This is a genomic window from Nocardia sp. CA-136227 (genome assembly GCF_050955695.1).
Classification (GTDB): Bacteria; Actinomycetota; Actinomycetes; order Mycobacteriales; family Mycobacteriaceae; genus Nocardia.
The window spans coordinates 1,146,889-1,170,706 of the sequence record NZ_CP192081.1 but is presented as its reverse complement, the minus strand read 5'-3'; the positions used below and the strand labels follow the sequence as shown (position 1 = coordinate 1,170,706).

Here is a 23,818-nt window from a genome sequence, read left to right as displayed (position 1 = left end):
CTATTGCCGCTCAGTCGAGTTGCTGAAAACGATCCAGCACCACCGCGGTGGCGGGTTTGGGCGCCGCGCCGCAACTGGCCTGCCGCGGCGAGTAGGCGGCGGTGCGGGCGGTGACCAGCCAACAGCGGCCGTCCCGATGCGTCACCACGGCCGCACCCGCGAACGTGGCCGGATCGGTCGGGTCTCCGGCATCGGCGGGCGCGGTCTCGACGGTGAGGTCGTCGACGCCCGTATCGGTGATGGCCTGGCGGACCGCTATTTCCGCCACCTGCTCGACCGAGCCGTAGCAGCTGCGGCCGCGCAGGCCCGTGAGCGAGACCTCGCCCTTGTCGGCGGCGGCGAGCATGGCGTGCGCCGAATCCTCGTCCAGGCGGCCGTAAGTGAGACCCGTGGGCAGCACGATGACCGCCGGGGCGAAGCGGTGGCCGCCGGTGTGGGAGCACTCCCACACCCGCTCTGGGTGGGCGGCGGACAGGCTCGCGGCGATGGGACGGCCCAGCAGCGCACAACACTGGTCGCGCTTGCCGTGCGCGCAGACCAGCACCAGCGGATCCGTCACGGCCGCACCGATTCCCGGCGCGGGCCCGTCGACCAGATGCAGATCGATGTCCAGCAGTTCCCGCGGGTCGGTGATCTCGAGCCGCTCACACCACGACCCCTCGGGCCGCGAACTGGCGAGCAGAACCGTTCGGACGCCGGTGAATTCTCGCCGCCCCGCCCGCCGGATCAGGGTGGGCCGCACGTGCGCCGCCTTGGTGCGGGCGGCCAGTTCGGGGGTGATGTCGGGCCCGAGCACCTGGTCGCCGATCACGTCGCGTCCCCAGGCACCGGGCTGTTCGACGCACAGCCAGCCGGGGATGCGGGTCGCGCTCCCGGGTAGGGGAACCTCCAGTGCGGCAGCCGAACACGACAATCCTTCGAACCCCGTCACAGCCGTCCCTCGGTCACAGTGGTTTCCCGTCGATCAGTTTCGCGATCACCTGCTCCAGCCGCCGCTGCCGGGCCTCCGGCCGCACCGCGCTGCCCAGGTGGTAGCCGACCGCGATCCGCGATTGCACGGGCAGGGTCTCGAAGAACACGGCGGCCTCCGGGTGCCGGGCCAGCGCGTCCAGGAAGTCCGGCGGCAGGTCGTGTCCGACGGCGTTGTCCCAGCGCCCGTCCGCCTTGGCCCGGTCGATCTCGGCCTGCCCGGCCGGATGCACGATCCCGGCCTCGATCAGTGCGCCCGCCAGCCCCACCTCGTACTGCGTCCACTGGCTGCGCGGGCGGCGCGGGGTGAATCCCATGACGAGGAAATCGTCGTCGAGCTTCCTGGCCTGTCCGTCGATCCAGCCGAAGCACAGGGCCTGTCGCAGCGCGCCGTCATGGTCGAGTGAGGCGTAGGCCGAGCCCTTCTTCGCGAACTTCAGCCAAATGCCGTCCACCGCCGCGTGATTGGCCGACAGCCAGTCCCGGAACGCGGACTCGTCGGGAAACCACAGCGTGGGTCGCTCGGATGCGGACACCGTTCAACTCTAGATACCGGCAGCTCAGTGCCCCAGGAAGGGGAGCACTTCGGCCTCGAAGGCGGGGTAGCGGTCGCGGTGGATGCTGTGCCCGCAGTCGAAGGCGCGGACGGTGCAGTCGGCGAGGCCGGCGCGCAGCTGCTCGAGCTTGTCGGGGTCGACCATGCCGCCGGGGCCGCCGCGCAGGAACAGGGTGGGCGCGGTGATGTCGGACAGCCCGTCCCACCACTCCGGGTAGGGCTTGCGGAACTGTTCGAGCGCGTCGCCGGTCATGGATCGGTCGAAGGCCAGCACCGCGCGCGGGTGCCGCAGCAGGCTGGTGGTGGCGTGCCACAGTTCGGGGATCGACGGCAGCCTGCGGGTGAAGCTCACCTGTTCGTCGCCGGAGCGCAGCGGCAACGGCTGTTCCTCGATCACCAAGCGCCGGACCAGTTCCGGACGTTGCATGGCCACCCAGGAGATGGCGTAGCCGCCGAGGGAATGCCCGACCAGGTCGACGGTGCCGAGACCGATCCGGTCGCACAGCGCGAGGATGTCGGAGCCGAATTCCTCGAACCGGTAGGACGCGGTGTGCGCGCTGCGCCCGTGCCCGCGCAGGTCCGGAATGATGACCCGGCGGCCGCGGCGCACCAGCTGGGTCGCGAACCGGTCCCAGGTGTGCCCGTCGCCGCCCATACCGTGCACGAGGACCACCGGCGTGTCGCTGTAGAGATGGCCGCCCGTGGCGCCGGAATCGCGATAGGCGATCGACACGTCATCGAACTCGACCCGGGTGACCGTTGACTCCACGATTGTCCAGAGTACGGATCGCCGAGTGGTCGCCGCCGCAATTTGTGTGCTCCGCCATATCGAATACAGATACGGTTGCCTATTCATTCACTTGACGAATGAATGCGGAACTGCGCAGGTCCAGGCGTGATACCAAGCGTTTTGACCTGTGAAATAGATCACTTTCACATTTTTCGGTAATCGGTCAGCCCTGACGGTAGCGTGATCCCCGATTTAGCAATACTTGTTTGTCGGGGAAATATGGTTCTCAATGCTGCCGCCCCCGCGGTCGAACTCGATGAACCGAGCCCGCCGCGGCCGACCTTCGCTACCGCCTGGGTCCTCCTACTAGCCGCGCTCTGCGGGACCTTTCTCGCCGTCCCGACACTGCGCTACGACTTCTTCGGTGACGAACTGTATTTCATCGCCGCCGGAGCCCACCGCAGTCTCACCTACGCCGACCAAGGCGTCCTGATCCCACTCGTCGCCCACCTGGCCGACGCCGTCGCCCCCGGCTCCGCGCCGATGCTGCGATTACCGGCGGTGCTGATGACCGTCGCCGCCGTCGTGATCAGCGCCGCGGTCGCCTACGAGCTCGGCGGCTCCCGCACCGCCCAACTGATCGCGGCCGCCGCCTACGGCATCTCCCCGCTCGCCGCCACCCAGGCCGTGCAGCTGAGCACCTTCTCCTTCGACGCCACCCTGCAGGCCGCCATCATCTGGCTGCTCATCCGCTGGATCCGCACCCGCGACGACCGGCTGCTCATCGCGGTCGGCGTGGTCGCCGCCGTCGACCTCCAGGTCAAGTGGTTCATCCCCACCATCCTGCTCTGCCTGGCCGCGGGCATCGTCGTCGCCGGACCGCGGGAACTGCTGTGGCGGCGCGGACTCTGGATCGGCGCGGGCATCTTCGCCGCCTCCGCCCTGCCCGGCCTGTGGTGGCAGAACCAGCACGGCTGGCCCGCGCTGGCCATGAGCAAGGTGATCGGCGCCGAACAGGACGCCGCCGGCGGCGGACCGCTGGCCTGCCTGCCGCAGATGATAGGACTGGCCGGACTGCTCGGCGGCCTGCTCGCGGGCTGGGCGTTCTGGAGCCTGGCCCGGGAACGCTGGCTGCGGCCCTACATGTTCATGCTCGTCGCCTCCGGCCTGCTGGTGGCCGTGGTGTTGTTCGGGCACGGGCGGCCGTACTACACCGCCGGATTCCTGCCGGTGCTGTTCGGCATCGGCGCGGTCGCGCTGCCCTACTACCGCGGCGAGCGCGGCAATCGGGTGCTGCGAGTGATCGCGCTGCCGGTCATCGGGTTGTCGCTGGTGATCATCGCGGCGCTGGTGGCCGCCCTGCCGCAGCCGCCGTCGCGGGTGCACACCGCCATCCGCACCCAGGCCGACTTCGCCATGCGGACCAGCATCTACGGCTACTCGGGCTGGTCCGAGCTGACCGCCGAGGTCGCCGACGCCTACCGGCAGCTGCCCGAATCCGAGCGGCCCAAAGCGATCGTCGCCCAGAACTATTGGCAGGCCGCCGCCATCCAGAACTTCGGCCGCGACTACGGCCTGCCGCCCGTCTACAGCCCCAACCGCGGCTTCGGCTACTTCGGCCCGCCGCCCGGCGACATCGGCGCGGTGCTCTACGTCGGCCTCGACAGCACCGAACCGACCCTGCGCCGCCAGTTCGGCAATGTCCGGGTCCTCGACCATCTCGACAACCCCAACGGGTTCCCCGGCGTGAACACCGGCATCGCCATCACGGTCTGCCGCGGCCCGCTGCACCCCTGGCCGGAACTCTGGCCGGACATGATGGATCTGCACCTGCCGCTCGGCATCTGAGACCGCTACTCGTACAGGCCCTCCACGTGCCAGACGTTGTCGTAGCCGATCAGCAGTAGCGCGCGCAGCCGGGTGGCGTCCTCCGCGTCCAGCTGCACCTGGGCGCGCGCGGCGAAACCGTCCTCGAACCGGTGCGTCCACCACCGGTCGTCCACCGGCCACGGTCCCGCCCAGCCCGACAGCCGCCAGGAACTACTGCCCCAGTGCAGCTGAACCGGATCGGCCGTGAACATGCCGCGATCACTGACCCAGACCGGCGACCCGTCGACCCCCTCCAGCCGCACCTCCGGATGATGCGTGAGCACCAACGCCGGTGCGGGCTCGGGCAATCGGCCCGGCCACGGCTGCGCCGGATCATTCGCCGGCACCGGCTCGTCCCCGAGCGTCACCATGGTGATCCGCTCCTCCGGACCCCGCCCGCCACTGAGCACCCCCATCCGCACCGCGTCCCCGCCCAGCAGCCCCTGCACCCGGATCAATGCCCGCCGCGCCCGCTCCTCGTCCTCCCCGACCCCACCCCACAGCCCCAGCTGCAAGGCCCCGGCCGACACCACCTCCACGGGTTCCAGCCGCAACAGGGTGACGGCGGCGTTCGGCCCGGACTCCCGGTCCTCGACCGGATCCGGTTCACGCTCAGAGGGCTTCGCCCTGTTCCGGTAGGTGCGGGCGCGGTCCAGGGCGCGGCGGGTGAGCCAGCCGTCGAGCTGCCAGCGGACGCGGTCGGCGGTGCTGTCGGGGGTGAGGGGTTCGGCGCAGCGCCAGATACGGGAGAACTCCTCGCCCGCCTCGGTTTCGGCGTGGATCACCAGGCGGGTGCAGGCCACCGCGGCCGCGGCGAGCTTGGTGTGCAGTTCGGCCGCGAGCATGCGGCCCGCGAAGGCCGCCATGTCGACGCGTTCGATCGGCGGGTCGCAGCGCTGTTCGACGGTGAGGTCGGCGGCGGGCAGGCGGGCCGCGGGCGGGCGCTCCGGCAGCGCGCGGGCGCACCGGTGCGCGACGATGGCGTCCGCCCCGAACCGCGACGCCACCTCGGCGGGCGTGAGCGCCGCGAAGTCGCCGATCCGGCGCAGCCCCAGCCGGTGCAGCAGATCCACCAGCTCGACCCGCTGCGGCGCGGCCAGCACCGGCTCCCCCGCCAACTCCGAGATCGGCATGGGCGCGAGGAATTCCGCCCCCTTGCCGGACGGCACCAGGGTGGCGCGGCGGGCGGCGAAGACCGCGGTGGACAACTCGTCGGCGATGCCGATCTGGCATTCCACCCCGACCGCCGCCACCGCGTCGACCAGTCGTTCGGCCGCGACCTCCTCCGATCCGAAGAACCGCGCCGCGCCGCGCGCCGACAGCGCCAGCATGCCCGGCCGCAGCACCTCGACCCCCGGCACCGTCGCGTCCACGGCCGTCACCACGGGTTCGAACAGCCGCGCGTCGCGATCCGGATCGTCCTGTGCCACCAGCAGTTCCGGGCACCGGCCCTGCGCCTCCCGCTTCCGCAGCCCGCGCCGGATCCCCTCGGCCCGCGCGGTCGCCGTGCACGCGATCACCCGATTGGCCGCGAGCACCGCCACCGGCCGGGTGGCCTCGGCCCCCGCGTCGGCGGTGGCCGCCACCGCGGGCCAGTCCGGGCACCAGACGACCAGGACCCGCCTAGGCCGGGACATGGCAGCCGCCCGCGGTGCGGTCAGGACGCGGCATGGCGGGCGAGCCGTAGCTCGGGCGCGGCGGGGACGGCGGTGTCGGCGTCCGCGGTGGACACCCATTCGACGCGGCCGTCGGCCGGACTGAGGGACAGGTGGCCGAGCCGGGGCTGGGCGGAGCGGCCGCGGACCGAGACGTCGAGGCGGACGGTCCGCAACCGGCCGCAGCCCCGACCCAGTCCGCTGTACCCGGCGACTCGGGTGTCGATGTGCAGCGCGGACCCCGACCAGGAGCCGTTGGTCACCATCAGCGTGGAGTTCTTGCCGCGGGCGCGGGCGGCCAGGACGCGGGCGCGGGACATCGGCACCGCGAGCCCGTTCAGCCCGAGAACCACCAGGTCCAGGCCATCGAGCAATACCGAGGCAACTTCGAGGGGATCAGGCCCGGGATCGGAGACCACGGCCAGCCGGTCCAGCCGCGCCCCCATCTCGGCGGCGGCCAGCAGGCCCAGCCGCGGCAGCCCGACCACGGCGGCGTGCCCGCCGGCGCTCGTCACCGCGGCCAGCAGCCCGGAGATCAGCGAGCCTGCGCCGTTGTAGACGACCACCGAACCCTTGGCCAATCCGCCGTCGGGCAAAAGGTTTTCGAGTGCCGCGGGCACCGGCAACGGCTCCCGCCGCGGCTCCGGCGCCACCGGTACGCGCGCCGTGGCCTCGGCGCCGCGCGCCGGGACAGCGGCCATTCGCCGCCGCAACTCCGCCAGCTGTTCCCGCCTGGCTTCCGCCGCCGCACCCATCCAGTGACCACCTCTCCCAGTCGACGGGCTAGCACCGATCCAGCTACCTGACATAATCGAACTCATGTTCGATCAATGCACAGTAGAACTCGAGTCCCGGGACGCGTCAAGAGTCAGTGGCCCCCACCACGGCCGCACAACCTGTGCGACCCCTCCCCGCCCGCCGCCCCACCCGGCGGCAATCGGCTGTCCAGAAAAGAGCGTGGGCGGGTCAGGTGTCGTTTCGTCCGGAAGATCCCCGGACCTCCGAGAATCTCCCACCGGACCCGCATCATCGGAGGTCGTGCGAAACACGGTGTGTCCGTATAGGTCTGGAAAGGAATCCGCGAGACCGCGCCGCAAGACCCAGCAAACCCCGGGTTTCGAACCAGGCCAGTCAGGATGGTTTTCCGCTACCCTGCACCCGTGACCGAACGCGCTCGTCCCATTGTCGGCCCCGATTATCTGGTGGCCGGCCGCTACCGTCTGCAATCCAAGCTCGGCGGCGGCGGCATGGGTGCCGTCTGGCTGGCGACCGATCGCCTGCTGCACCGCGATGTCGCCATCAAGCAGGTCCTCACCACGCAGGGCCTGAGCGAGGACGAGGCGCGCGAGGTCCGCAGCCGGATCATGCACGAGGGCCGGGTCGCGGCCAAACTGTCGCACGAGCACGCCATCGCCGTCTACGACGTGGTGCTCGAGGCCGGTGAGCCCTGGCTGGTCATGGAGTACCTGCCATCACGCAGTGTCGCCAAAGCCCTTGCGCTGGTGGATCAGTTGTCCCCGATCGAGGTGGCGCAGATCGGCGCGCAGGTGGCCGACGCGCTCGCCACCGCGCACGCCGCGGGCATCGTGCACCGCGACATCAAGCCCGGCAACATCCTGGTCGCCGACCGCGGCGACGAGGTCGGCATGGTCAAGCTCTCCGACTTCGGCATCTCCAGCGGCGCCAACGACACCAGCGAGGAGATCAGCGACGTCATCACCGGCACCCCCGCCTATCTGCCGCCGGAGGTCGCCCGCGGGGCCCGCCCCACCACCGCCAGCGACGTATTCTCGCTCGGCGCAACGCTGTACACCGCCATCGAGGGTCAGCCGCCCTACGGTTTCGACGAGGACAGCAATGTCATCGTGGAGCGCGCCGCCATGGCCCAGATCGCCCCGCCCGCCCGCAGCGGCCCGCTCACCGAGGTCCTGCTGCACATGATGGAGCCCGCCCCGCAGCGCCGCCCCACCATGACCGAGGCCCGCAACGAGATCCTCACCGCCGCTTTCGGTCCCGGCACCGCGCCCTACATCCTGAACGCTCCGGTCCGCACCGAGGACGGGACGATTCCGGCGTGGGCTGCCCGCAATTCCGCGGCCGGACTGCGCAGCCCCAACTCCAGCCCGCTGCCGCGCCCGCAGCGCACCACCCCCGCGGCCCCGGTCGCGGCGCAGCCCAAGCCGAAGGGCTTCGAGTTCGATTTCAGCAAGCTGGGCCCGAACGCGGGCCCGCTGGCGGTGGCGATCGGCCTGCTCATCGGCCTGCTGATCATCATCGTCATCCTGGTTGCGCTGTAAGCGCTTCCGATCGACGCCCTCAGTCGATGCGACGCCGGTGCGCCCATCGGGTGAGGGCGTTCCGGTTCGACTGCTGGGTCTTGCGCAGCACGTTCGAGGCGTGGGTCTCCACCGTCTTCACCGAGATGAACAGCGTCTCGGCGATCTCGCGATAGGTGTAGCCGCGCGCCAGCAGCCGCAGCACCTCCAGTTCGCGCGGGGTCAGCGAATCCAGTTCCGGATCCAGCGGCGGTTCGGGGACCTGCGACTTGCCGGTGAACGAGTCCAGCACGAACCCGGCCAGCCGCGGCGAGAACACCGCGTCCCCGCCCGACACCCGGCGAATGCCGTCGGCCAGTTCCGGCCCGGAGATGGTCTTGGTGACGTATCCGCGCGCGCCCGCCCGGATCACCGCGATCACATCCTCGGCCGCGTCGGACACGCTGAGCGCCAGGCACACCGGCCCGGCGTCGATGCCCTGCAGCACCGCGACGCCGCCGCCGTCGGGCATGTGCACGTCGAGCAGCACCACGTCCGGCGCGGTCGCCTTGATCCCGGCGATGGCCTCGCCGACGCCGCCCGCCTCGCCGACCACCTCCATATCGGATTCACGGCTCAGCTCCGCCCGCACCCCGGACCGGAACACCGCATGATCGTCGACCAGAAAGACCCGGACGCTCACCTAGTTCTCCTCACCCTGACGAACCCTGCCCCCATCGGTACCACAAACCCCGGCCCCCGGCGCGCCCCGGAACTCACAGCTGCGCGGCGTCTTCCGGGCCGTCGGTCTGCACCACCAGCCGCTCGTCGCCGCCGTCCTTGCGCGGCATGAAGATTCGCACCTCGGTGCCGTTGCCGGGCGAGGACTTGATCTCCACGTGCCCGCCGCGCCGGTCGATGCGGGCGTGAATGGACTTGGCCACGCCTTGACGGTCCTTGGACACCGCGTCCGGGTCGAAGCCCTTGCCGCGGTCGCGCACGAAGACACTCACCTGATGCGGCTCCACTTCGGCGTACAGGTCGATGGTCGGCACCCCGGCATGTTTGGCGGCATTGACCAGCGCCTCCCGGCTGGCCCCCAGCACCGCGGTGAAATGCTCCTTGGGCAAACCGATTCCGCTGTCGTCGAGATCCATCGACACATCGCCCACGGTGACCGGGGTGACCTTCACCCCGTGCTGATCCTCCACCTCGCCCGCGATGGTGCGCAGCGCCGCGGCCAGGCTCGACTGCGCGGGCCCGGCGTCCTCGAACAGCCACTTGCGTAGCTCGCGTTCCTGACTGCGGGCCAGCCGCACCACTTCCTGCGGATCTTCGGCCTGGCGCTGGATCAGGGCCAGCGTCTGCAGCACCGAGTCGTGCAGATGCGAGGCGATCTCCTCACGTTCGTCATTGCGGATCCGTGCCGCCCGTTCGGAATTCAGCGCCCGCACCATGCGCAGCCACAGCGGCACGGTCAGCAGTCCGGCGCCCACCAGGGTCACCGCCACCGCCAGCAGCGCCGATCCGAGCGAACTCAGATTGATCCGCCCCAGCACCACCACCCCGAGCCCGACCACGATGAGCGTGGCCCCGCCGACGATGCGCGCCCACGTCACCACCGACGGTTTGGCGGGCAGTCCGATGACCGATCTCGGTCCGTCCGCATCGAATTCGCGCCACACCAGCGCCGCGCCGACCGCCACCACGATGATCGGCCCCACCACGTGCGCGGCCGTCCCGTTGAACAACCACGCGGTCGACACCGACAGCGCCATACCGAGCAGCGCCATACCGATGGCCTGCCGCCGTTCGGATCCGGTCGGCGGGGCCGCGTCGGCGCCCGCGGGCGTGAAGATCCACAACATGCCGTAGGCGACGATCCCGGCCCCGGCGAGCGCGGACAGCAGCACGAACGCCATCCGCACCTTGAAGACATCGATCCCCAGGTGATCCGAGAGCCCGCCCGCGACCCCGCCGACCACACGCCCACCCGTGCGCCGCACCAGCTTGGGCTGGGTCGCCACGGTGGCGGCCCCGCGGGCAGGGTCGTACAAGGGCGCGGACGGATACATGCCTTCGATACTGGCACGGGTATCCGACACCCGGCATCGGGAAACACCCCGATTCGACCCCTGAGCCGCCGTTTCGTCCGGACCGGCCGGAAAATGGGCGCTGACCTGGGCCGTATCCCATTCGGTCCGGCACGCCCGGGACGCCGGGCCGATGATCGTTCCGCGCCGGACCGGATTATCGCTCACCCGCGCCCGAACTGCGTTTTCACACCCTGACCGGGTAAATCTCTCAACCCGGCAGCAGACCCCGCTCCCAGGAGCTGAGCGCGATGTCGGACTCCTCGATGACCTCGATGGCCTGCTGGGAGGTGAAGCGTGCCTCGTCGATCCGGCCGGATGCGCGCAGGGCGGCGGCCAGGAGCAGCAGGGAGCGGCCTTCGATGCCGCGGCCGCCCCATTCGGCGGCGATGATCGCCTCCCGGGCCGTGGTCTCGGCGGCGGGGTGGTTCCCGGCCAGCAGGTGGGCGCGGGCGAGGAGCATGAGAGTCCAGCCCTGGATGGAGCGCGCGCCCGAGTTGCGTGCGATGTGAACGGCCTTGGCGCACAGGCGTATCGCGTCGGCGCGGGTGCCCCGGCCGGCATCGACCGTGGTGCTGCCGAGCAGTGACAGGGATCCGGCTTCGAAATGGAGCATGCCGGCCTGCCGGGTCATGGCCAGCGCCACCTGCGCCGCGTCCTGCGCGGGTCCGGCGGCGCCGATCCACAGGAAGCTGTAGCCCGCGAAGTAGTGGGCGGCGAACGCGACCAGCGGGTCCCCGGTCTGTTCGGCGTAGCGCAGGCACTCGCGATACTGGTGCGCCACCCGCGCCTCGGTGTCCTCCATCCAGCAGATGCCCAGGTGCGCGACCGCGGCGGCCCCGGCCAGGCGCGCACTGGGCGGCGGGCCGTCCGCGGCGAACGCGTGCAGGAGATGATCGCGGCTGAGCCGGTACCGCGTCATGGTCGTCGCCAGCCCGGAGCCGAGCGCGATATGCAGGCGCTGCCGGGCCACGGGGTTGCCGAGCCGGCTCGCCGCGTCCAGCACGGTCGTCAGGGCCGCCGACAGGTCGGGGGTGTGCGGTCCCTCGCCGGATTCGGTTGCCGCCAAGGCGATATCGGCCATCAGGTCCACGCTGCGGCCGCCCAGCCGGGCGGCCTGGCGGCCCAGCGCGATCAGATTGCGACGCTCGCCGAAGAACCACAGGAATCCGGCGGTCACATCGGGGAACGCGGTGGGCGGGTAGTGCGTGGCGGCGAGCTCGCCCGGCAAGGTGGTTCCCGGATTGATCACGGAGTTCAGGGATTTCATCGTGGCCAGGTAGTAGTCGAGCAGATCGACGACGGCGTCGGAGGCATCGGTGTCGCCCGCCCGGCGGAGCGCGAACAGCCGGACCAGGTCGTGATAGCGATAACGGCCGGGCGAAGGCGTCTCCAGCAGGCCGAGATTCACCAGCGACTCGCAGATCTCCTCGGCGTCGTGGACGGACATGCCGAGGATGGCTGCCGCGCCGTCGAGGAACAGATCGTCGCACTCCGGGGCGGCGAGCCGATGGAAGGCCCGGCGATGGTCCGGGTCGAGCTGGTCGTGGCTGAGCTCGAACGCGGCCTCGACGCTGACCTCCCCGGCCCGAAGCGCCGGCAACCGCTGCTGTTCGTCGGCGAGGCGCGCGGCCATGCTCGCCAGCGTCCACCCCGGTCGCTGCGCCAGACGCGCACCCGCGATCCGGATCGCCAGCGGCAGCGCACCGCAGTGCGCCACGATCCGCTCGACCGCGGCGGGTTCGGCGACCGCGCGTTCCTTGCCGACGATCTCCCCGAGCAGAATGGCGGCTTCGCGCGGCGTCAGCCCGGCCGGCTGGACCACGGTCGCGCCCGCGATCTCCGGCATCGCGACCCGGCTCGTGATCAATACCGCGCAGCCCGCCGACCCCGGCAGCATCGGCTTGACCTGCGCCGCGCTCGAAGCGTTGTCGAGCACCACCAGCAGCCGCTTGCCGTCCAGCACGCTGCGCAGATACGCGGCCCGCGTCTCCAGCGTCGCGGGTATCGCGCCTTCCCCCACCCCGAGATCCCGCAGGAAGTCACCGATCACGTCGAACGGCTCGGCCGGATTGTTCCCGGCCCCACGCAGATCCACATACAGCTGCCCGTCGGGAAACCGATCCCGGATCCGATGCGCGACCCGAATCGCGAAGGTGGTCTTACCGATCCCGCCCATCCCCGTGATCACCCCGACCGCCACCGCGGCCGGTGAATCGGCGATCAGCTGCGCCGACAGCCGTTCGCAGGCCTCCTCCCGTCCCGTGAAATCGGCGATGGCCCGCGGCAATTGGTGCGGCACGGCCGAGGACTCGGCCGCTGACGAGGCGGCCGCCTTCCACAGGGTCCGCCAATCGGTCAGGTTCGTGAGCGCGGCGGGCATCGGGCGGCCGGTGGCGCGCGCCATGTCCATCAGCGTCAGCAGGACCGGGCTCAGGGATTCGAAGCGGGCGGGCACACTGCGTCCGACCCGCCAGTCACTGACTCGCTGGATGGTCGCCCCGCCGACGTCTCCCCGCGCGCGGGTCGCCCGCATCCTGGCGTTCGCGGCCGCCACCACACCCCGCAGCGTGGGCTGCCCCGCCGCCGCGAACAGCCGCCCGAAACGCGCGGCGAACTCCGCCCGCGGCGAGACGGTGTCGGCACTCGCGCCGGAGTCCGGACTCATGGCCACCGCCCCATCGATCGTGATCTGCTGTAGGACACAGGATCTCACGGCATCGGAGCGGACGCTCGAGTCTTCGGAGCGGAATAGGGCCCGGTCCCGGCCGGTTGGAGTCCACGAGATTCCGAACAGGACAGGTGAGATGAACGCATTCAACGAATCGGTGATCGCGGAGTTCCGCGCCAACGGCGGCAAGGTCGGCGGCCCCTTCGAAGGCCGCACCAATATGGTGCTGATCACCACGACCGGCGCGAAGTCCGGCCGCCCCACCACCAACCCGCTGGTCTACGTCCCCGACACCGACCGCATCGTCCTGATCGCCTCCAACGGCGGCGCCGACAAACACCCCGCCTGGTACCACAACCTCCGCGCCAACCCGGAGCTCACGATCGAACTGGGCACCGAAACCTACACCGGCAAAGCCGAATTCCTCACCGGCGAGGAAGCCGAAACCCTCTACACCCGCATGATCGACCTGATGCCGGTCTTCGCCGAGTACCGAGCCGAAACCACCCGCCGGATCCCGGTCATCGCCGTCCACCGCCGACCCGCGTAGCGCACGTCCGGACGCCAGGATCGGCATACCGCACACCAGCGCGGTGGGCTCGGGGCATGGACCGTCGTTGACCGCGGTGAGGGGCAAGTTCAGGTGGGCATTCAGGGTCATCCCCGATGTGCCTGGGCCGGGGCCGACAGCACGATGGATGGCATGACGAGAACGAGCGACTGGTCCAAGGGTGCTGGGCGTACCGGCTTCTCCGATCAGATTCAGGATCTGTGGCAGACGCGGCCGGTGCGGTTTCCCAAGGACGGGCCGATCGCGGGCGTCGCCGTCGGGTTCGGCCGGCGCTACAACGTGGACCCGGTGCTGGTGCGGGTGGCGTTCGTGGTGTCGGCGCTGTTCGGCGGGGCGGGGGTGGTGCTCTATCTGCTGGGGTGGCTGCTGCTGAACCAGGCCGGAGACCAGTCCTCGGCGGCGGAGTCGCTGTTCGGGCGCGGCCAGGCGTCGCAGCCCTCGTCCAAGACCATCGTGCTCATGGTGGCGTTGGGGATCGCGGTGAGCACGATGGGTCCCGTCGGAGTGGGACTCGGCGGGTCCGGGGTGATCAGTTTCGCGCTCATGCTGGGCGGGTGGTGGCTGCTGTATCAGCGCCAGATGCAGCCGCCCACAGGCTATTTCGAGCCGTCGGCGGTCACCGATCCGTTCAACACCGGGTATCCGGGCACCGCGAGCCCGTACTGGACCGGCTATCCGGGCACCAATGCGGTGACCTTCCAGACGTACGGGCCGTACACGACGCTGCCCGACCGCTACGAGCCCGACCCGAACCAGCCGCCCGCCACCGCGCCGCAGCCGGAACCGGTCGTCACGCAGAAGCTTCCGGAGACCGAACAGGTCACCGAAGTACTGGAGACCCGGTACGCGCCCGCATCGTCGGTGTCCGACACCGTGATCCTGCACAAGTCCGAATCCGCTTCGGGCCCCGGCGCTTCGGAGCAGTCGGACGAACCGGCGGAAACACCGGCGACGGCTGTCGATCTCACCAAGCCGAAGACCGACGACGATGACGGCCGCACCCCCGAGCCCCCGCCGACCGACGTAGAACCCCCGACCCTGCACCGGATTCCGCCGGCCACCGACCGCCCGCGCGCCGGATTCGGCCCCGCCCCGATCTCCCCCGACTTCGGCCCCACCCCACCCGGCTGGGATCCCCTGGGCGTGGCCCCGCTGGCCTGGCAGCTGCCCGAGCCGACCACGCCGGTCCAGCAGGTCGTCCAGGCTCCCCCGCCCCGCCCGCGGTCCCGGCTGACCGCCGTCACCATCGGTCTCGCCATCCTGGCCGCCGCCGCGGCGGGTTCGATGGCCGCGTCGGGCGTGGATTGGATGACGCCCGGCCGGATCGGCGCCGCCGCACTGGCCGTGGTGGCCGTCGGCCTCATCGTCGGCGCGTTCCTGCGCCGCGGCTACGGCCTGATGGTGGTGCTGGCCCCGCTGGCCGGTTTCGTGATCCTGGCCTCGCTGATCGGCCCGATCCAGTTCGACGAGGGCGCGATGGGCGACCACAAGTGGTCCGCCGCAACCGATTCCGAGCTGCTGCCCGTCTACCACATCTCGATGGGCTCGGGCACCCTCGATCTGAGCCAGCTGAAACTGACCGAGGATCGCGCGGTCGAGGTGAAGGTGCGCATGGGCGATGCCCGCGTGGTCCTGCCGTCGAACCTGCGCGTCAATACGACCTGCAATGTCCGCATGGGTGATTCGAACTGCCCGAGCGGAATCTCGGGCCCGGCGACGGGCCCCGTCCTGAACCTGACCGTCGACGTGCAGATGGGAAACGCGGAGGTGAACCGTGGCTGAGAACAAGAATCGCCGACCCTCGTTCGCACTACTGCTGGCCGGCCTGCTGGGCCTGGGTGTGAGTGTGTGGGCCTTCATCGGCCCCCACTTCTGGCCCGTCTCCGGCGGTCTGTCGCTGGGCTGGATCGTGGTGATCGCCGCCATCGTGGTGGGCGTGATCCTGGTGCTCAGCCCCAAGAAACACCGGGAGTAGACCGCACGCGCCGCCCCCACCCCCTCGCCGGGGGCGGCGTCGCCCTCCTTCCCGGAACTGCCCTTCCGAGAAGGCCGAAGGCCCCGCACCTTTCGCAGGTGCGGGGCCTTCGCGTTCAGCGGGGAGCGCTCACTCCCATTCGATGGTGCCCGGCGGCTTGCTCGTCACGTCGAGCACGACGCGGTTGACGTCGGCCACCTCGTTGGTGATGCGGGTGGAGATCCGCTCCAGCACCTCGTAGGGCAGGCGGGTCCAGTCGGCGGTCATGGCGTCCTCGGACGAGACCGGACGCAACACGATCGGGTGGCCGTAGGTGCGGCCGTCACCCTGCACGCCGACGCTGCGGACATCGGCCAGCAACACCACGGGGCACTGCCAGATCGACTTGTCCAGCCCGGCGGCGGTGAGCTCCTCACGCGCGATGGCGTCGGCCTGGCGCAGCAGCTCCAGCCGGTCGTGGGTGACCTCGCCGATGATGCGGATTGCCAGACCCGGACCCGGGAACGGCTGGCGCGCAACGATTTCCTCGGGCAGCCCCAGCTCGCGGCCGACCGCGCGCACCTCGTCCTTGAACAGCAGCCGCAGCGGCTCGACGAGCGCGAACTCCAGATCGTCGGGCAGACCGCCGACATTGTGGTGCGACTTGATGTTCGCGGTGCCCGCGCCGCCACCGGACTCGACCACGTCCGGGTACAGGGTGCCCTGCACCAGGAACTCGACCTTGGTCTCGCCCTGCTCGCCGACCACCTCGGAGACCGCGTCCTCGAACGACCGGATGAACTCCCGGCCGATGATCTTGCGCTTCTCCTCCGGATCGGTGACGCCCTTCAGCTCACCCAGGAACTTGTCGACCGCGTCGACGGTGACCAGCTTGGCCCCGGTCGCGGCGACGAAATCACGCTGCACCTGCTCACGCTCGCCCGCGCGCAGCAGACCGTGGTCGACGAACACACAGGTGAGGCGGTCACCGATGGCCCGCTGCACCAGCGCGGCCGCGACCGCGGAGTCCACGCCGCCGGACAGACCGCAGATGGCGTGGCCGTCGCCGACCTGCTCGCGCACCTGGGCGATGAGCGCCTCGGCGATATTGGCGGGCGTCCACGCGCCCGGGATGCCGGCGATCTCGTGCAGGAACCGGCTCAGCACCTGCTGGCCGTGCGGCGAGTGCAGCACCTCCGGGTGGTACTGGACGCCGGCGAGCTTGCGCGCCCGATCCTCGAACGCGGCGACCGGCGCGCCCGCGGAGGTCGCGGTCACCTCGAACCCGGCGGGCGCGTCGGTGACGGCGTCGCCGTGGCTCATCCACACCGGCTGCCGGGTGGGCAGGCCGCCGTGCAGGATGCCGCCGTCGACGCTGAGCTCGGTGCGCCCGTACTCGCGAGTCCCGGTGTGCGCCACCGTGCCGCCCAGCGCCTGCGCCATGGCCTGGAAGCCGTAGCAGATACCGAAGACCGGCAGGTCCAGATCGAACAGCCGCGCGTCCAGCTGCGGCGCGCCCTCGGCGTACACGCTGCTGGGTCCGCCGGAGAGGATCACGGCGAGGGGCTGCTTCTCCGCGATCTCCTCGACGGTGATCGTGTGCGGCACCACCTCGGAATACACACTCGCTTCGCGCACCCGGCGCGCGATCAGCTGCGCGTATTGCGCGCCGAAATCGACAACAAGGACTGGTCGCTGGGTTTCTGCCACCTGCACAGTCTAGTGAGCGATTTAGGACACACTCCCCCCGGGCGACCCCCGCTCCCGCCCGCCCCGACCTGCGCGCGAATCACGGTGGACCGCCACCCCGGGCCGGAGTGCGCCGCGGCCTCGAAAGGGGTAGCCCGCCCGACCCGGAAGTGGTGGCATCGGGACGGTATTCGCGTCGGAGGTGGTTCGGATAGGGCCTTCCGCCCTCGCGTGGACGGTAATTCCTACCCGACCGCGGGGGCCGAGCGACACCCGCTGTGCCGGTGGGCAGGAAAGCTCGCCGGTTTGTCACCGGTGCTGGCTATCCTCTACCTCGTGCCATTCGCCCGTGCGATCGATGCCGAGATCCACTACGAAGACAGCGGGGGCGAAGGTCCGGTTGTGCTGCTGGGGCACGAATTCCTCATGGACCGAACGATGTTCGCGTCGCAGCAGGCGGCGCTGACTCCGGAGTTCCGGATCGTGACCTGGGATGCGCGCGGACACGGCCGCACCCGCGACGAGGGGCTGCCGTTCACCTACTGGACCTCCGCCCGGGACGCGCTGACCGTGCTGGATCAGCTGGGCGCGGGCCGGGCCGTGGTGGGCGGAACCTCCCAGGGCGGTTTCATCGCGCTGCGCACCGCGCTGCTGGCCCCTGACCGGGTCGCCGCGCTGGTGCTGCTCAGTAGTGAGGCGCACGAGCCCACCGCCGCCGAACTCACCAATGCCCGAAAGTTTCTGGACAAGTGGCACGAGGACGGCCCCCGCCCCGCGCTCGCCGAATACCTGGCCCGCTGGCTCATCGGCGACGACGACTGGTATCGCGCCGTCTGGGTGAAACGCTGGCTGGCCCGCGACCCGTCGGCCACCGAGGTCGCCGCGGGCGCGCTCCTGGGCCGCGACTCGGTGCTGGAGCGATTACCCGAAATCACCTGCCCCACTTTGGTCATCCACCCGACCCGCTCGGGCGTGCCCCGCTCACACGCCCGGGAACTGGCCGAACGCCTGCCCCGCGCGCACTATGTGGAGATCGACGGCGCCCGGCAGACGGTGAACATGACCCACCCGGTAGCGGTGAACTCCGCGATCCGAGAGTTCCTCCGCGATATCGCGGTACCGCCGCTGCGAGATTTCAGCGCCTGGCCCGGCAGCCGCTGACTCCCCCGCCTCTCCGCGCCTTCAGCGGGCGGCTGAGAGCCGTCCACCGTTCTGCACCCGTGCCGGCGGTTGCCGGCCAAACCGATTGTGGACGTACCCGGGGAGTTACCCGGATCGTCACGACATCAGTTGCCGCGTTGAGAGACGCCCGGATCGAACGTCGGGTCATCGCAGTAGCGCCCCTCGAACACTGTGTGAGTGTGCAAGGGGCGCTACATGTTCCAGCCGTTGTTTCTAGCCGCGCACGTTCAAACCGACCTTCTGGAATTCCTTGAGGTCGCTGTAGCCGGTCTTGGCCATCGAACGACGCAGGCCGCCAACCAGATTCAGCGAGCCGAACGGGTCGTTGGACGGGCCGTTGAGGACCTGGTCCAGCGGGACCCGCTCCTCGTCGACCGCGTACGGCAGCACCGCGCCGCGCGGCACCGACGGGTGCGCGGCGGCCGAGGGCCAGTACCAGCCGTTGCCCGGGGTCTCGCGGGCCATGGCCAGCGGCACGCCCAGCATGACCGCGTCCGCGCCGCAGGCGATGGCCTTGGCGACGTGCCCGGAGGTCAGGGTCTCGCCGTCGGCGATGACGTGCACGTAGCGGCCACCGGTCTCGTCCAGGTAGTCGCGGCGCGCGGCGGCGGCGTCGGCGATGGCGGTGGCCATGGGCACGCCGATGCCGAGCACCTCACCGGTGGTGGTGGAGCCCTGCATCGAGCCGTAGCCCACGATGACGCCGGCCGCGCCGGTGCGCATCAGGTGCAGCGCGGTGCGGTGATCGGACACGCCGCCCGCGACCACCGGCACATCCAGCTCGGCGATGAAGGTCTTGAGGTTCAACGGTTCCCCGTCGCCCACGTGCTCGGCGGAGATGATGGTGCCGTGCACGACCAGCAGGTCGATCCCGGCCTGCACCAGGCTCGGGGTGAGGGCGCGTGCGTTCTGCGGGCTGACCCGCACCGCGGTGGTCACCCCGGCGGCGCGCACCTCGGCGACCGCCGCGGCCAGCAGGTCGGCCTTCATCGGAGCGGCGTGCAGCTGCTGCAGCAGCGCGACCGCCGCCTCGGTGCCTTCCTTCTCCGCGACCTCGGTCAGCTGCTGCACCTTGGCGTCGACGTCGGCGTGCCGGGCCCACAGGCCCTCACCGTTGATGACGCCCAGGCCGCCGGCCCTGCCCAGTTCGATGGCGAACTTCGGCGAGACGAGCGCGTCGGTGGGATGCGCGAGGAACGGGATCTCGAAGCGGTACGCGTCGAGCTGCCAGGCCAGCGACACCTGCTTGGAGGAGCGGGTCCGGCGCGAGGGCACGATGTCGATATCGTCCAGCTCGTAGGTGCGCCGAGCCGTCCGGCCCATGCCGATCTCGACCATATCGCGCATCGTTGTTCAGTCCTTTCGGGTTCGGTTGCCGGACATGACAAAACCGGTCCGCGGCGATGCGCGAACCGGTTCGGTCCGGCTACGAACGAGTGGTGTAGTTGGGAGCCTCGACGGTCATGGTGATGTCGTGCGGGTGCGACTCCTTCAGGCCCGCCGCCGTGATCTGCACGAACTGCGCCGCCTGCAGATCCGGAATGGTCTGCGCGCCGGTGTAACCCATGGCCGCGCGGAGACCGCCGACCAGCTGGTGGATCACCTGGTCCAGCGGGCCGCGGAACGGCACCCGGCCCTCGATGCCCTCGGGCACCAGCTTCTTCTCCGACAGCACGTCGTCCTGGAAGTAGCGGTCCTTGGAGTAGGACTTGGCCTCGCCACGGCCCTGCATGGCGCCCAGCGAACCCATGCCGCGGTAGCTTTTGAACTGCTTGCCGCCCACCAGGATCAGATCGCCCGGCGACTCGGCGGTACCGGCCAGCAGCGAACCCAGCATGACGGTGGAGGCGCCGGCCGCGATGGCCTTGGCGATGTCACCGGAGTACTGCACGCCGCCGTCGGCGATGACCGGCACACCGTGCGGCTTGCACGCCGCGGTGGCCTCCAGGATCGCGGTGATCTGCGGCGCGCCGACACCGGCGACCACGCGGGTGGTGCAGATGGAGCCGGGGCCCACACCCACCTTCACCGCGTCCACACCGGCTTCGACGAGCGCCAGCGCGCCCGCGCGGGTCGCGACATTGCCGCCGACGATCTGCACGCGGTCGCCGACCTCGGCCTTGATCTTGGAAACCATCTGCAGCACGCCCGACTGGTGGCCGTGCGCGGTGTCCACGATGAGCACGTCCACGCCGACCTCGGCCAGCGTCATGGCGCGCGCCCACGCGTCCTCGCCGACACCGACGGCCGCGCCGACCAGCAGCCGGCCGTCGCGGTCCTTGGTGGCGTTCGGGTACTGCTCGGTCTTGACGAAGTCCTTGACCGTGATGAGCCCGCGCAGCTTGCCGGAGCCGTCGACGATCGGCAGCTTCTCGATCTTGTGGCGGCGCAGCAGGCCCAGCGCGGCCTCGGCGGTCACGCCCTCCTGCGCGGTGATCAGCGGCGCCGGGGTCATCACCTCGGCGACCTTGCGGTCCTGGTCGACCTCGAACCGCATATCGCGGTTGGTGATGATGCCGACCAGCATGCCGCGCTCGTCCACCACGGGCAGACCGGAGATGCGGAAGCGGGCGCACATGGCGTCGACCTCGGCGAGGCTGTCGTCGGGGCGACAGGTGACCGGGTCGGTCACCATGCCCGCCTCGGACCGCTTCACGGTCTCGGCCTGCGCGGCCTGCGCCTCCACCGACAGATTGCGATGCAGCACGCCCATACCGCCCGCGCGCGCCATGGCGATGGCCATGCGCGCCTCGGTGACGGTGTCCATGGCCGAACTCACCAGCGGGGTCCGCAGCGAGATGTCGCGGGTCAGCTTGCTGGAGGTGTCGACCGAACTCGGGATCAGATCGGAGGCCGCGGGAAGCAGCAGCACATCGTCGAAGGTGAGGCCGAGCATGGCGATCTTGTTGGGATCGTCGCCGCCCGTATGGGGGCGGCCTGCGTTACGTTCGCCCGTCACGGGACTGCTCATTCGGATCGACCCCTCCTGGACCTCGGCAACACCCACCGGGCCGGGTCCCGGCGGATGCGTAGATGAATGGCAATGCCGGCGATTGCTACCCGGCCTTTGGTCAACCATGGTATCCGTCCGTGAATTCCTGGCCGCACCCGCGCCCGGACCGCCGTCGACGGCGGTCCCGGCGGCCGCATCCGCTGCGTTTTGTCGGCTCTGCCATTACTGTGTCGGCTGTCACGACACGACCGTGCCCGCCCACGCCAGCAAAGTGCGCTGTACCACCAGCGAAGTGGAGGCAAATCCCCTTCAGCGCTGGCGCACATGGGGTGGTTCTGCGTACCGTGGGACTGTGCGTGACCATCTACCACCTGGCTTGCCGCCGGATCCATTCGCCGGAGACCCCTCCGACCCGTCGGCCGCGCTCGATGCCATCGAGCCGGGGGAACCGCTGGATCCTCACGAGCGCCTAGCGGTCGAAGAGGATCTCGCCGACCTCGCGGTGTACGAGGCACTGCTGGCCCACCGCGGCATCCGCGGTCTCGTGGTCAGCTGCGAGGACTGCCGGCAGGATCACTACCACGACTGGGACATGTTGCGCGCCAACCTCCTCCAGCTACTGGTGGACGGCACGGTGCGACCGCACGAACCCGCCTACGACCCGACGCCCGAGGCCTACGTCACCTGGGACTACTGCCGCGGCTACGCGGACGCTTCCATGAACGAGGCACTGCACGGCGACGGATTCGACGGATTCGACGTCTGATTCATCGGAAAGGGCCTGCATCCCCTGGGGATGCAGGCCCTTTCCGTTTTCGACTGATGAAACACCGATGGCCGCAGGGCTATCGGGACATGCCTAGTGCGTTCCCGGCACCGGAACCGGCACCACGGGGGCACCGGGCGGCACGGCGAGGGACGACGGCAGCACCGGCGGGATCGTGATCGGCTGCTGCTGAGCCGGCGGCTGCTCGTGGGTGGGCGGCTGCCCGCCGCCCGGAGTCCCACCCTCGGTATTGCCGATGGTCGGCACCACGACCGACGTCGGACCGCCCGCGGTCGGCGGCGCCGTGTGCGGCTGGGTCTCCACCGGCGGCACGGTCGGCACCTGGGTCACCGGCGGCACCACGGGCTGCGTGGAGATGCCGCCACCGGTGGCCGGATTCGGGTTCGGGTTGGTGCCGCCGAGGATCGACGAATCCACCGTGGTCGGCGGATTGCCATCCGTCTTGACCGGCGGAACGACCGGCGACACCGGCACATTCGCGGAGGACGGCACGACCGGGGCCTTGGTCGTGGCCGGGGCCACCGCCGCCAGCGACTCGGCAACCTTGGGCGCCGTCGCCTGCAGCTGGGTGTAGAGCTGCTGCCAGCGATCGGTCAGGCTGTCCTTCTTGCCCGAGTCGTTGACCTGCGAAGCATTGTCCGCGGCCCGCTCCATCAGCGGCTTGGCCTCGTCGGCCTTGCCCTGCGCGATGAGCTCCTTGGCCTGCTCCAGGTCGCTGTCCGCCCGCGAGACCACGGTGGACTGGGCCTGTTCGCTGAACACGACGGTCTTCATCCGCCAGAGCGGATCGCCGGGACTCGCGTTGTAGGAGAACGCCGTCAGGCCACCGAAGATGAGCGCCAGGGCCGCCGCGGAACCCAGGATCGGCCGGACGAGCCGTAGTCGCCCGCGGTTGCCCGCGCCGATTCTGGCCTGTCGTGCACCGATCTCCTGATTGACCGCGGCGACGATGGCATCCAGGTCCGGTCCGGCCGGCAAAGGCTCGGCCACGATCTCCGCACGCCAGTCGGCCAACAGGGCCGCCAGCTGGTATTCCTCCGAAGTACCCGTCTGCACGGGACCGTCACCGGAGATGGCGTCGATCAGCGCATCGTCGCGTCGCACCGCGGCGATATCGACCGGCCCGGTATCACCGGACGCCTCGGCGTAGGGACCGCTGTTCTGCGATCCAGGTCGCGCCTTGAAGTCGCCCCGACCGCGCTCGCCATCCCTAGCCATACATTTCACCTGCCCTCGCCACTTGAGACTTGAGTTTCGCGAGTGCCCGGTGCTGGGCGACTCGTATAGCACCCGCCGTACTGCCCACGGCGACTGCAGTTTCTTCAGCCGACAGACCCATGACCAGGCGAAGGATCAGGATTTCTCGGTGCTTCTCCGGCAATGTCGCCAACAGTGCGTTCATCTGTCGGCTCGTTTCGGATTCGAGAGCTCGCTGTTCCGGTCCCTGGTCGGTGGATATGACATCCGGTACTTCGGCCATGGCGTCCGCCTTGTTACGGGCGGAATTTCTGTGGGCGTCCGCGACCTTGTGCGAGGCGATGCCGTAGACGAACGCCATGAACGGTCGACCCTGATCCTGATACCGGGGAAGAGCGGTCATGACGGCCAGACAGACCTCCTGCGCGACGTCGTCAGCGGAGAGTTGGCCGCGTTCGGCCGTTCCGATGCGCGCACGGCAATACCGCACCACGAGGGGGCGGATGCTCACCAGTACCTGGGAAAGGGCCGCCCGGTCGCCCTGCGCTGCGGCAGCGACGACAGCGGGATCCAACTCCTCACCCGTGTTGTTCATCGTCAGAGCTGTTCCTGGCGTTTACGAGAGTGGCACGGCGGCGGGATGGCGAGCCGATGCTTCCGCGGAGGGGCGGAACGGTCCAACAATAG

At 70.2% G+C, this 23,818-nt stretch carries 20 protein-coding genes; 7 read left to right on the top strand and 13 right to left on the bottom strand.

The window, feature by feature from the left end:
* Positions 1 to 10: 10 nt before the first annotated feature.
* From ACQP06_RS05200 to ACQP06_RS05190, 3 genes are read right to left on the bottom strand one after another with little or no spacing between them, the layout of a single operon-like run.
* A complete protein-coding gene (locus ACQP06_RS05200) occupies positions 11 to 931 on the bottom strand; it encodes a sucrase ferredoxin (RefSeq protein ID WP_433670841.1) in 921 nt (306 codons plus the stop codon).
* Between the two features lie 13 nt (positions 932 to 944).
* Positions 945 to 1,505 carry a YdeI/OmpD-associated family protein gene (locus ACQP06_RS05195; RefSeq protein WP_433670840.1) on the bottom strand — a complete coding sequence of 187 codons (561 nt, stop codon included), beginning with the start codon at positions 1,503 to 1,505 and terminating at the stop codon, positions 945 to 947.
* Positions 1,506 to 1,529: 24 nt separating this feature from the next.
* Positions 1,530 to 2,294 carry an alpha/beta fold hydrolase gene (locus tag ACQP06_RS05190; protein ID WP_433670838.1) on the bottom strand — a complete coding sequence of 255 codons (765 nt, stop codon included), beginning with the start codon at positions 2,292 to 2,294 and terminating at the stop codon, positions 1,530 to 1,532.
* Positions 2,295 to 2,534: 240 nt separating this feature from the next.
* On the opposite strand from ACQP06_RS05190, the gene ACQP06_RS05185 reads away from it, so the two are divergent.
* A complete protein-coding gene (locus ACQP06_RS05185) occupies positions 2,535 to 4,103 on the top strand; it encodes an ArnT family glycosyltransferase (RefSeq protein ID WP_433670836.1) in 1,569 nt (522 codons plus the stop codon).
* 5 nt (positions 4,104 to 4,108) lie between these two features.
* On the opposite strand, the gene ACQP06_RS05180 is transcribed toward ACQP06_RS05185, so the two are convergent.
* Positions 4,109 to 5,761, bottom strand: a complete 1,653-nt coding sequence (locus tag ACQP06_RS05180; RefSeq protein WP_433670834.1) for a DNA polymerase Y family protein — start codon at positions 5,759 to 5,761, stop codon at positions 4,109 to 4,111.
* Between the two features lie 20 nt (positions 5,762 to 5,781).
* Positions 5,782 to 6,534 (bottom strand): hypothetical protein, encoded by a 753-nt coding sequence (locus ACQP06_RS05175; protein ID WP_379271949.1) that lies wholly within the window; start codon positions 6,532 to 6,534, stop codon positions 5,782 to 5,784.
* A 405-nt stretch (positions 6,535 to 6,939) separates the two neighbouring features.
* On the opposite strand from ACQP06_RS05175, the gene ACQP06_RS05170 reads away from it, so the two are divergent.
* The gene (locus ACQP06_RS05170) at positions 6,940 to 8,076 is read left to right on the top strand and encodes a serine/threonine-protein kinase (protein ID WP_433670831.1); all 1,137 of its coding nucleotides are present in this window, start codon (positions 6,940 to 6,942) and stop codon (positions 8,074 to 8,076) included.
* 19 nt (positions 8,077 to 8,095) lie between these two features.
* Here the strand turns inward: ACQP06_RS05170 and ACQP06_RS05165 are convergent, their stop codons facing one another.
* The 3 genes from ACQP06_RS05165 to ACQP06_RS05155 form a co-directional block, all read right to left on the bottom strand.
* Positions 8,096 to 8,737 (bottom strand): response regulator, encoded by a 642-nt coding sequence (locus ACQP06_RS05165; protein WP_213557894.1) that lies wholly within the window; start codon positions 8,735 to 8,737, stop codon positions 8,096 to 8,098.
* 73 nt (positions 8,738 to 8,810) lie between these two features.
* On the bottom strand, positions 8,811 to 10,109 hold the full coding sequence (locus ACQP06_RS05160) for an ATP-binding protein (protein ID WP_433670830.1): 1,299 nt from the start codon (positions 10,107 to 10,109) through the stop codon (positions 8,811 to 8,813).
* Between the two features lie 229 nt (positions 10,110 to 10,338).
* Entirely contained in the window at positions 10,339 to 12,795 is a 2,457-nt protein-coding gene (locus tag ACQP06_RS05155; protein ID WP_433670829.1) for an ATP-binding protein, read from the bottom strand.
* A gap of 139 nt (positions 12,796 to 12,934) precedes the next feature.
* Between ACQP06_RS05155 and ACQP06_RS05150 the strand changes: the two genes are divergently transcribed.
* From ACQP06_RS05150 to ACQP06_RS05140, 3 genes are all read left to right on the top strand, one after another.
* Positions 12,935 to 13,348 (top strand): nitroreductase/quinone reductase family protein, encoded by a 414-nt coding sequence (locus ACQP06_RS05150; protein ID WP_433670827.1) that lies wholly within the window; start codon positions 12,935 to 12,937, stop codon positions 13,346 to 13,348.
* A 153-nt stretch (positions 13,349 to 13,501) separates the two neighbouring features.
* Positions 13,502 to 15,151: a PspC domain-containing protein gene (locus ACQP06_RS05145; protein WP_433670825.1), complete on the top strand. Its 1,650-nt coding sequence runs from the start codon at positions 13,502 to 13,504 to the stop codon at positions 15,149 to 15,151.
* A complete protein-coding gene (locus ACQP06_RS05140; RefSeq protein WP_357098351.1) occupies positions 15,144 to 15,344 on the top strand; it encodes a hypothetical protein in 201 nt (66 codons plus the stop codon). The genes ACQP06_RS05145 and ACQP06_RS05140 overlap by 8 nt, the downstream gene beginning before the upstream one ends.
* Before the next feature lie 129 nt (positions 15,345 to 15,473).
* On the opposite strand, the gene guaA is transcribed toward ACQP06_RS05140, so the two are convergent.
* Positions 15,474 to 17,039: a glutamine-hydrolyzing GMP synthase gene (gene guaA / locus ACQP06_RS05135; protein ID WP_433670824.1), complete on the bottom strand. Its 1,566-nt coding sequence runs from the start codon at positions 17,037 to 17,039 to the stop codon at positions 15,474 to 15,476.
* A 309-nt stretch (positions 17,040 to 17,348) separates the two neighbouring features.
* Between guaA and ACQP06_RS05130 the strand changes: the two genes are divergently transcribed.
* On the top strand, positions 17,349 to 18,173 hold the full coding sequence (locus ACQP06_RS05130; protein WP_433670822.1) for an alpha/beta fold hydrolase: 825 nt from the start codon (positions 17,349 to 17,351) through the stop codon (positions 18,171 to 18,173).
* A gap of 234 nt (positions 18,174 to 18,407) precedes the next feature.
* On the opposite strand, the gene ACQP06_RS05125 is transcribed toward ACQP06_RS05130, so the two are convergent.
* Positions 18,408 to 19,541, bottom strand: a complete 1,134-nt coding sequence (locus tag ACQP06_RS05125; protein WP_433670820.1) for a GuaB3 family IMP dehydrogenase-related protein — start codon at positions 19,539 to 19,541, stop codon at positions 18,408 to 18,410.
* A gap of 79 nt (positions 19,542 to 19,620) precedes the next feature.
* Positions 19,621 to 21,165, bottom strand: coding sequence for an IMP dehydrogenase (guaB, locus tag ACQP06_RS05120; protein WP_357098363.1), 1,545 nt, complete (start codon positions 21,163 to 21,165; stop codon positions 19,621 to 19,623).
* A gap of 334 nt (positions 21,166 to 21,499) precedes the next feature.
* On the opposite strand from guaB, the gene ACQP06_RS05115 reads away from it, so the two are divergent.
* Entirely contained in the window at positions 21,500 to 21,913 is a 414-nt protein-coding gene (locus ACQP06_RS05115) for a DUF5319 domain-containing protein (RefSeq protein ID WP_029923780.1), read from the top strand.
* Between the two features lie 93 nt (positions 21,914 to 22,006).
* Here the strand turns inward: ACQP06_RS05115 and ACQP06_RS05110 are convergent, their stop codons facing one another.
* Positions 22,007 to 23,152 (bottom strand): anti-sigma-D factor RsdA, encoded by a 1,146-nt coding sequence (locus ACQP06_RS05110; RefSeq protein WP_433670819.1) that lies wholly within the window; start codon positions 23,150 to 23,152, stop codon positions 22,007 to 22,009.
* Complete coding sequence (locus ACQP06_RS05105) at positions 23,145 to 23,726, bottom strand: sigma-70 family RNA polymerase sigma factor (RefSeq protein WP_154786124.1); 582 nt, start codon at positions 23,724 to 23,726, stop codon at positions 23,145 to 23,147. The genes ACQP06_RS05110 and ACQP06_RS05105 overlap by 8 nt, the downstream gene beginning before the upstream one ends.
* Positions 23,727 to 23,818 lie beyond the last annotated feature (92 nt).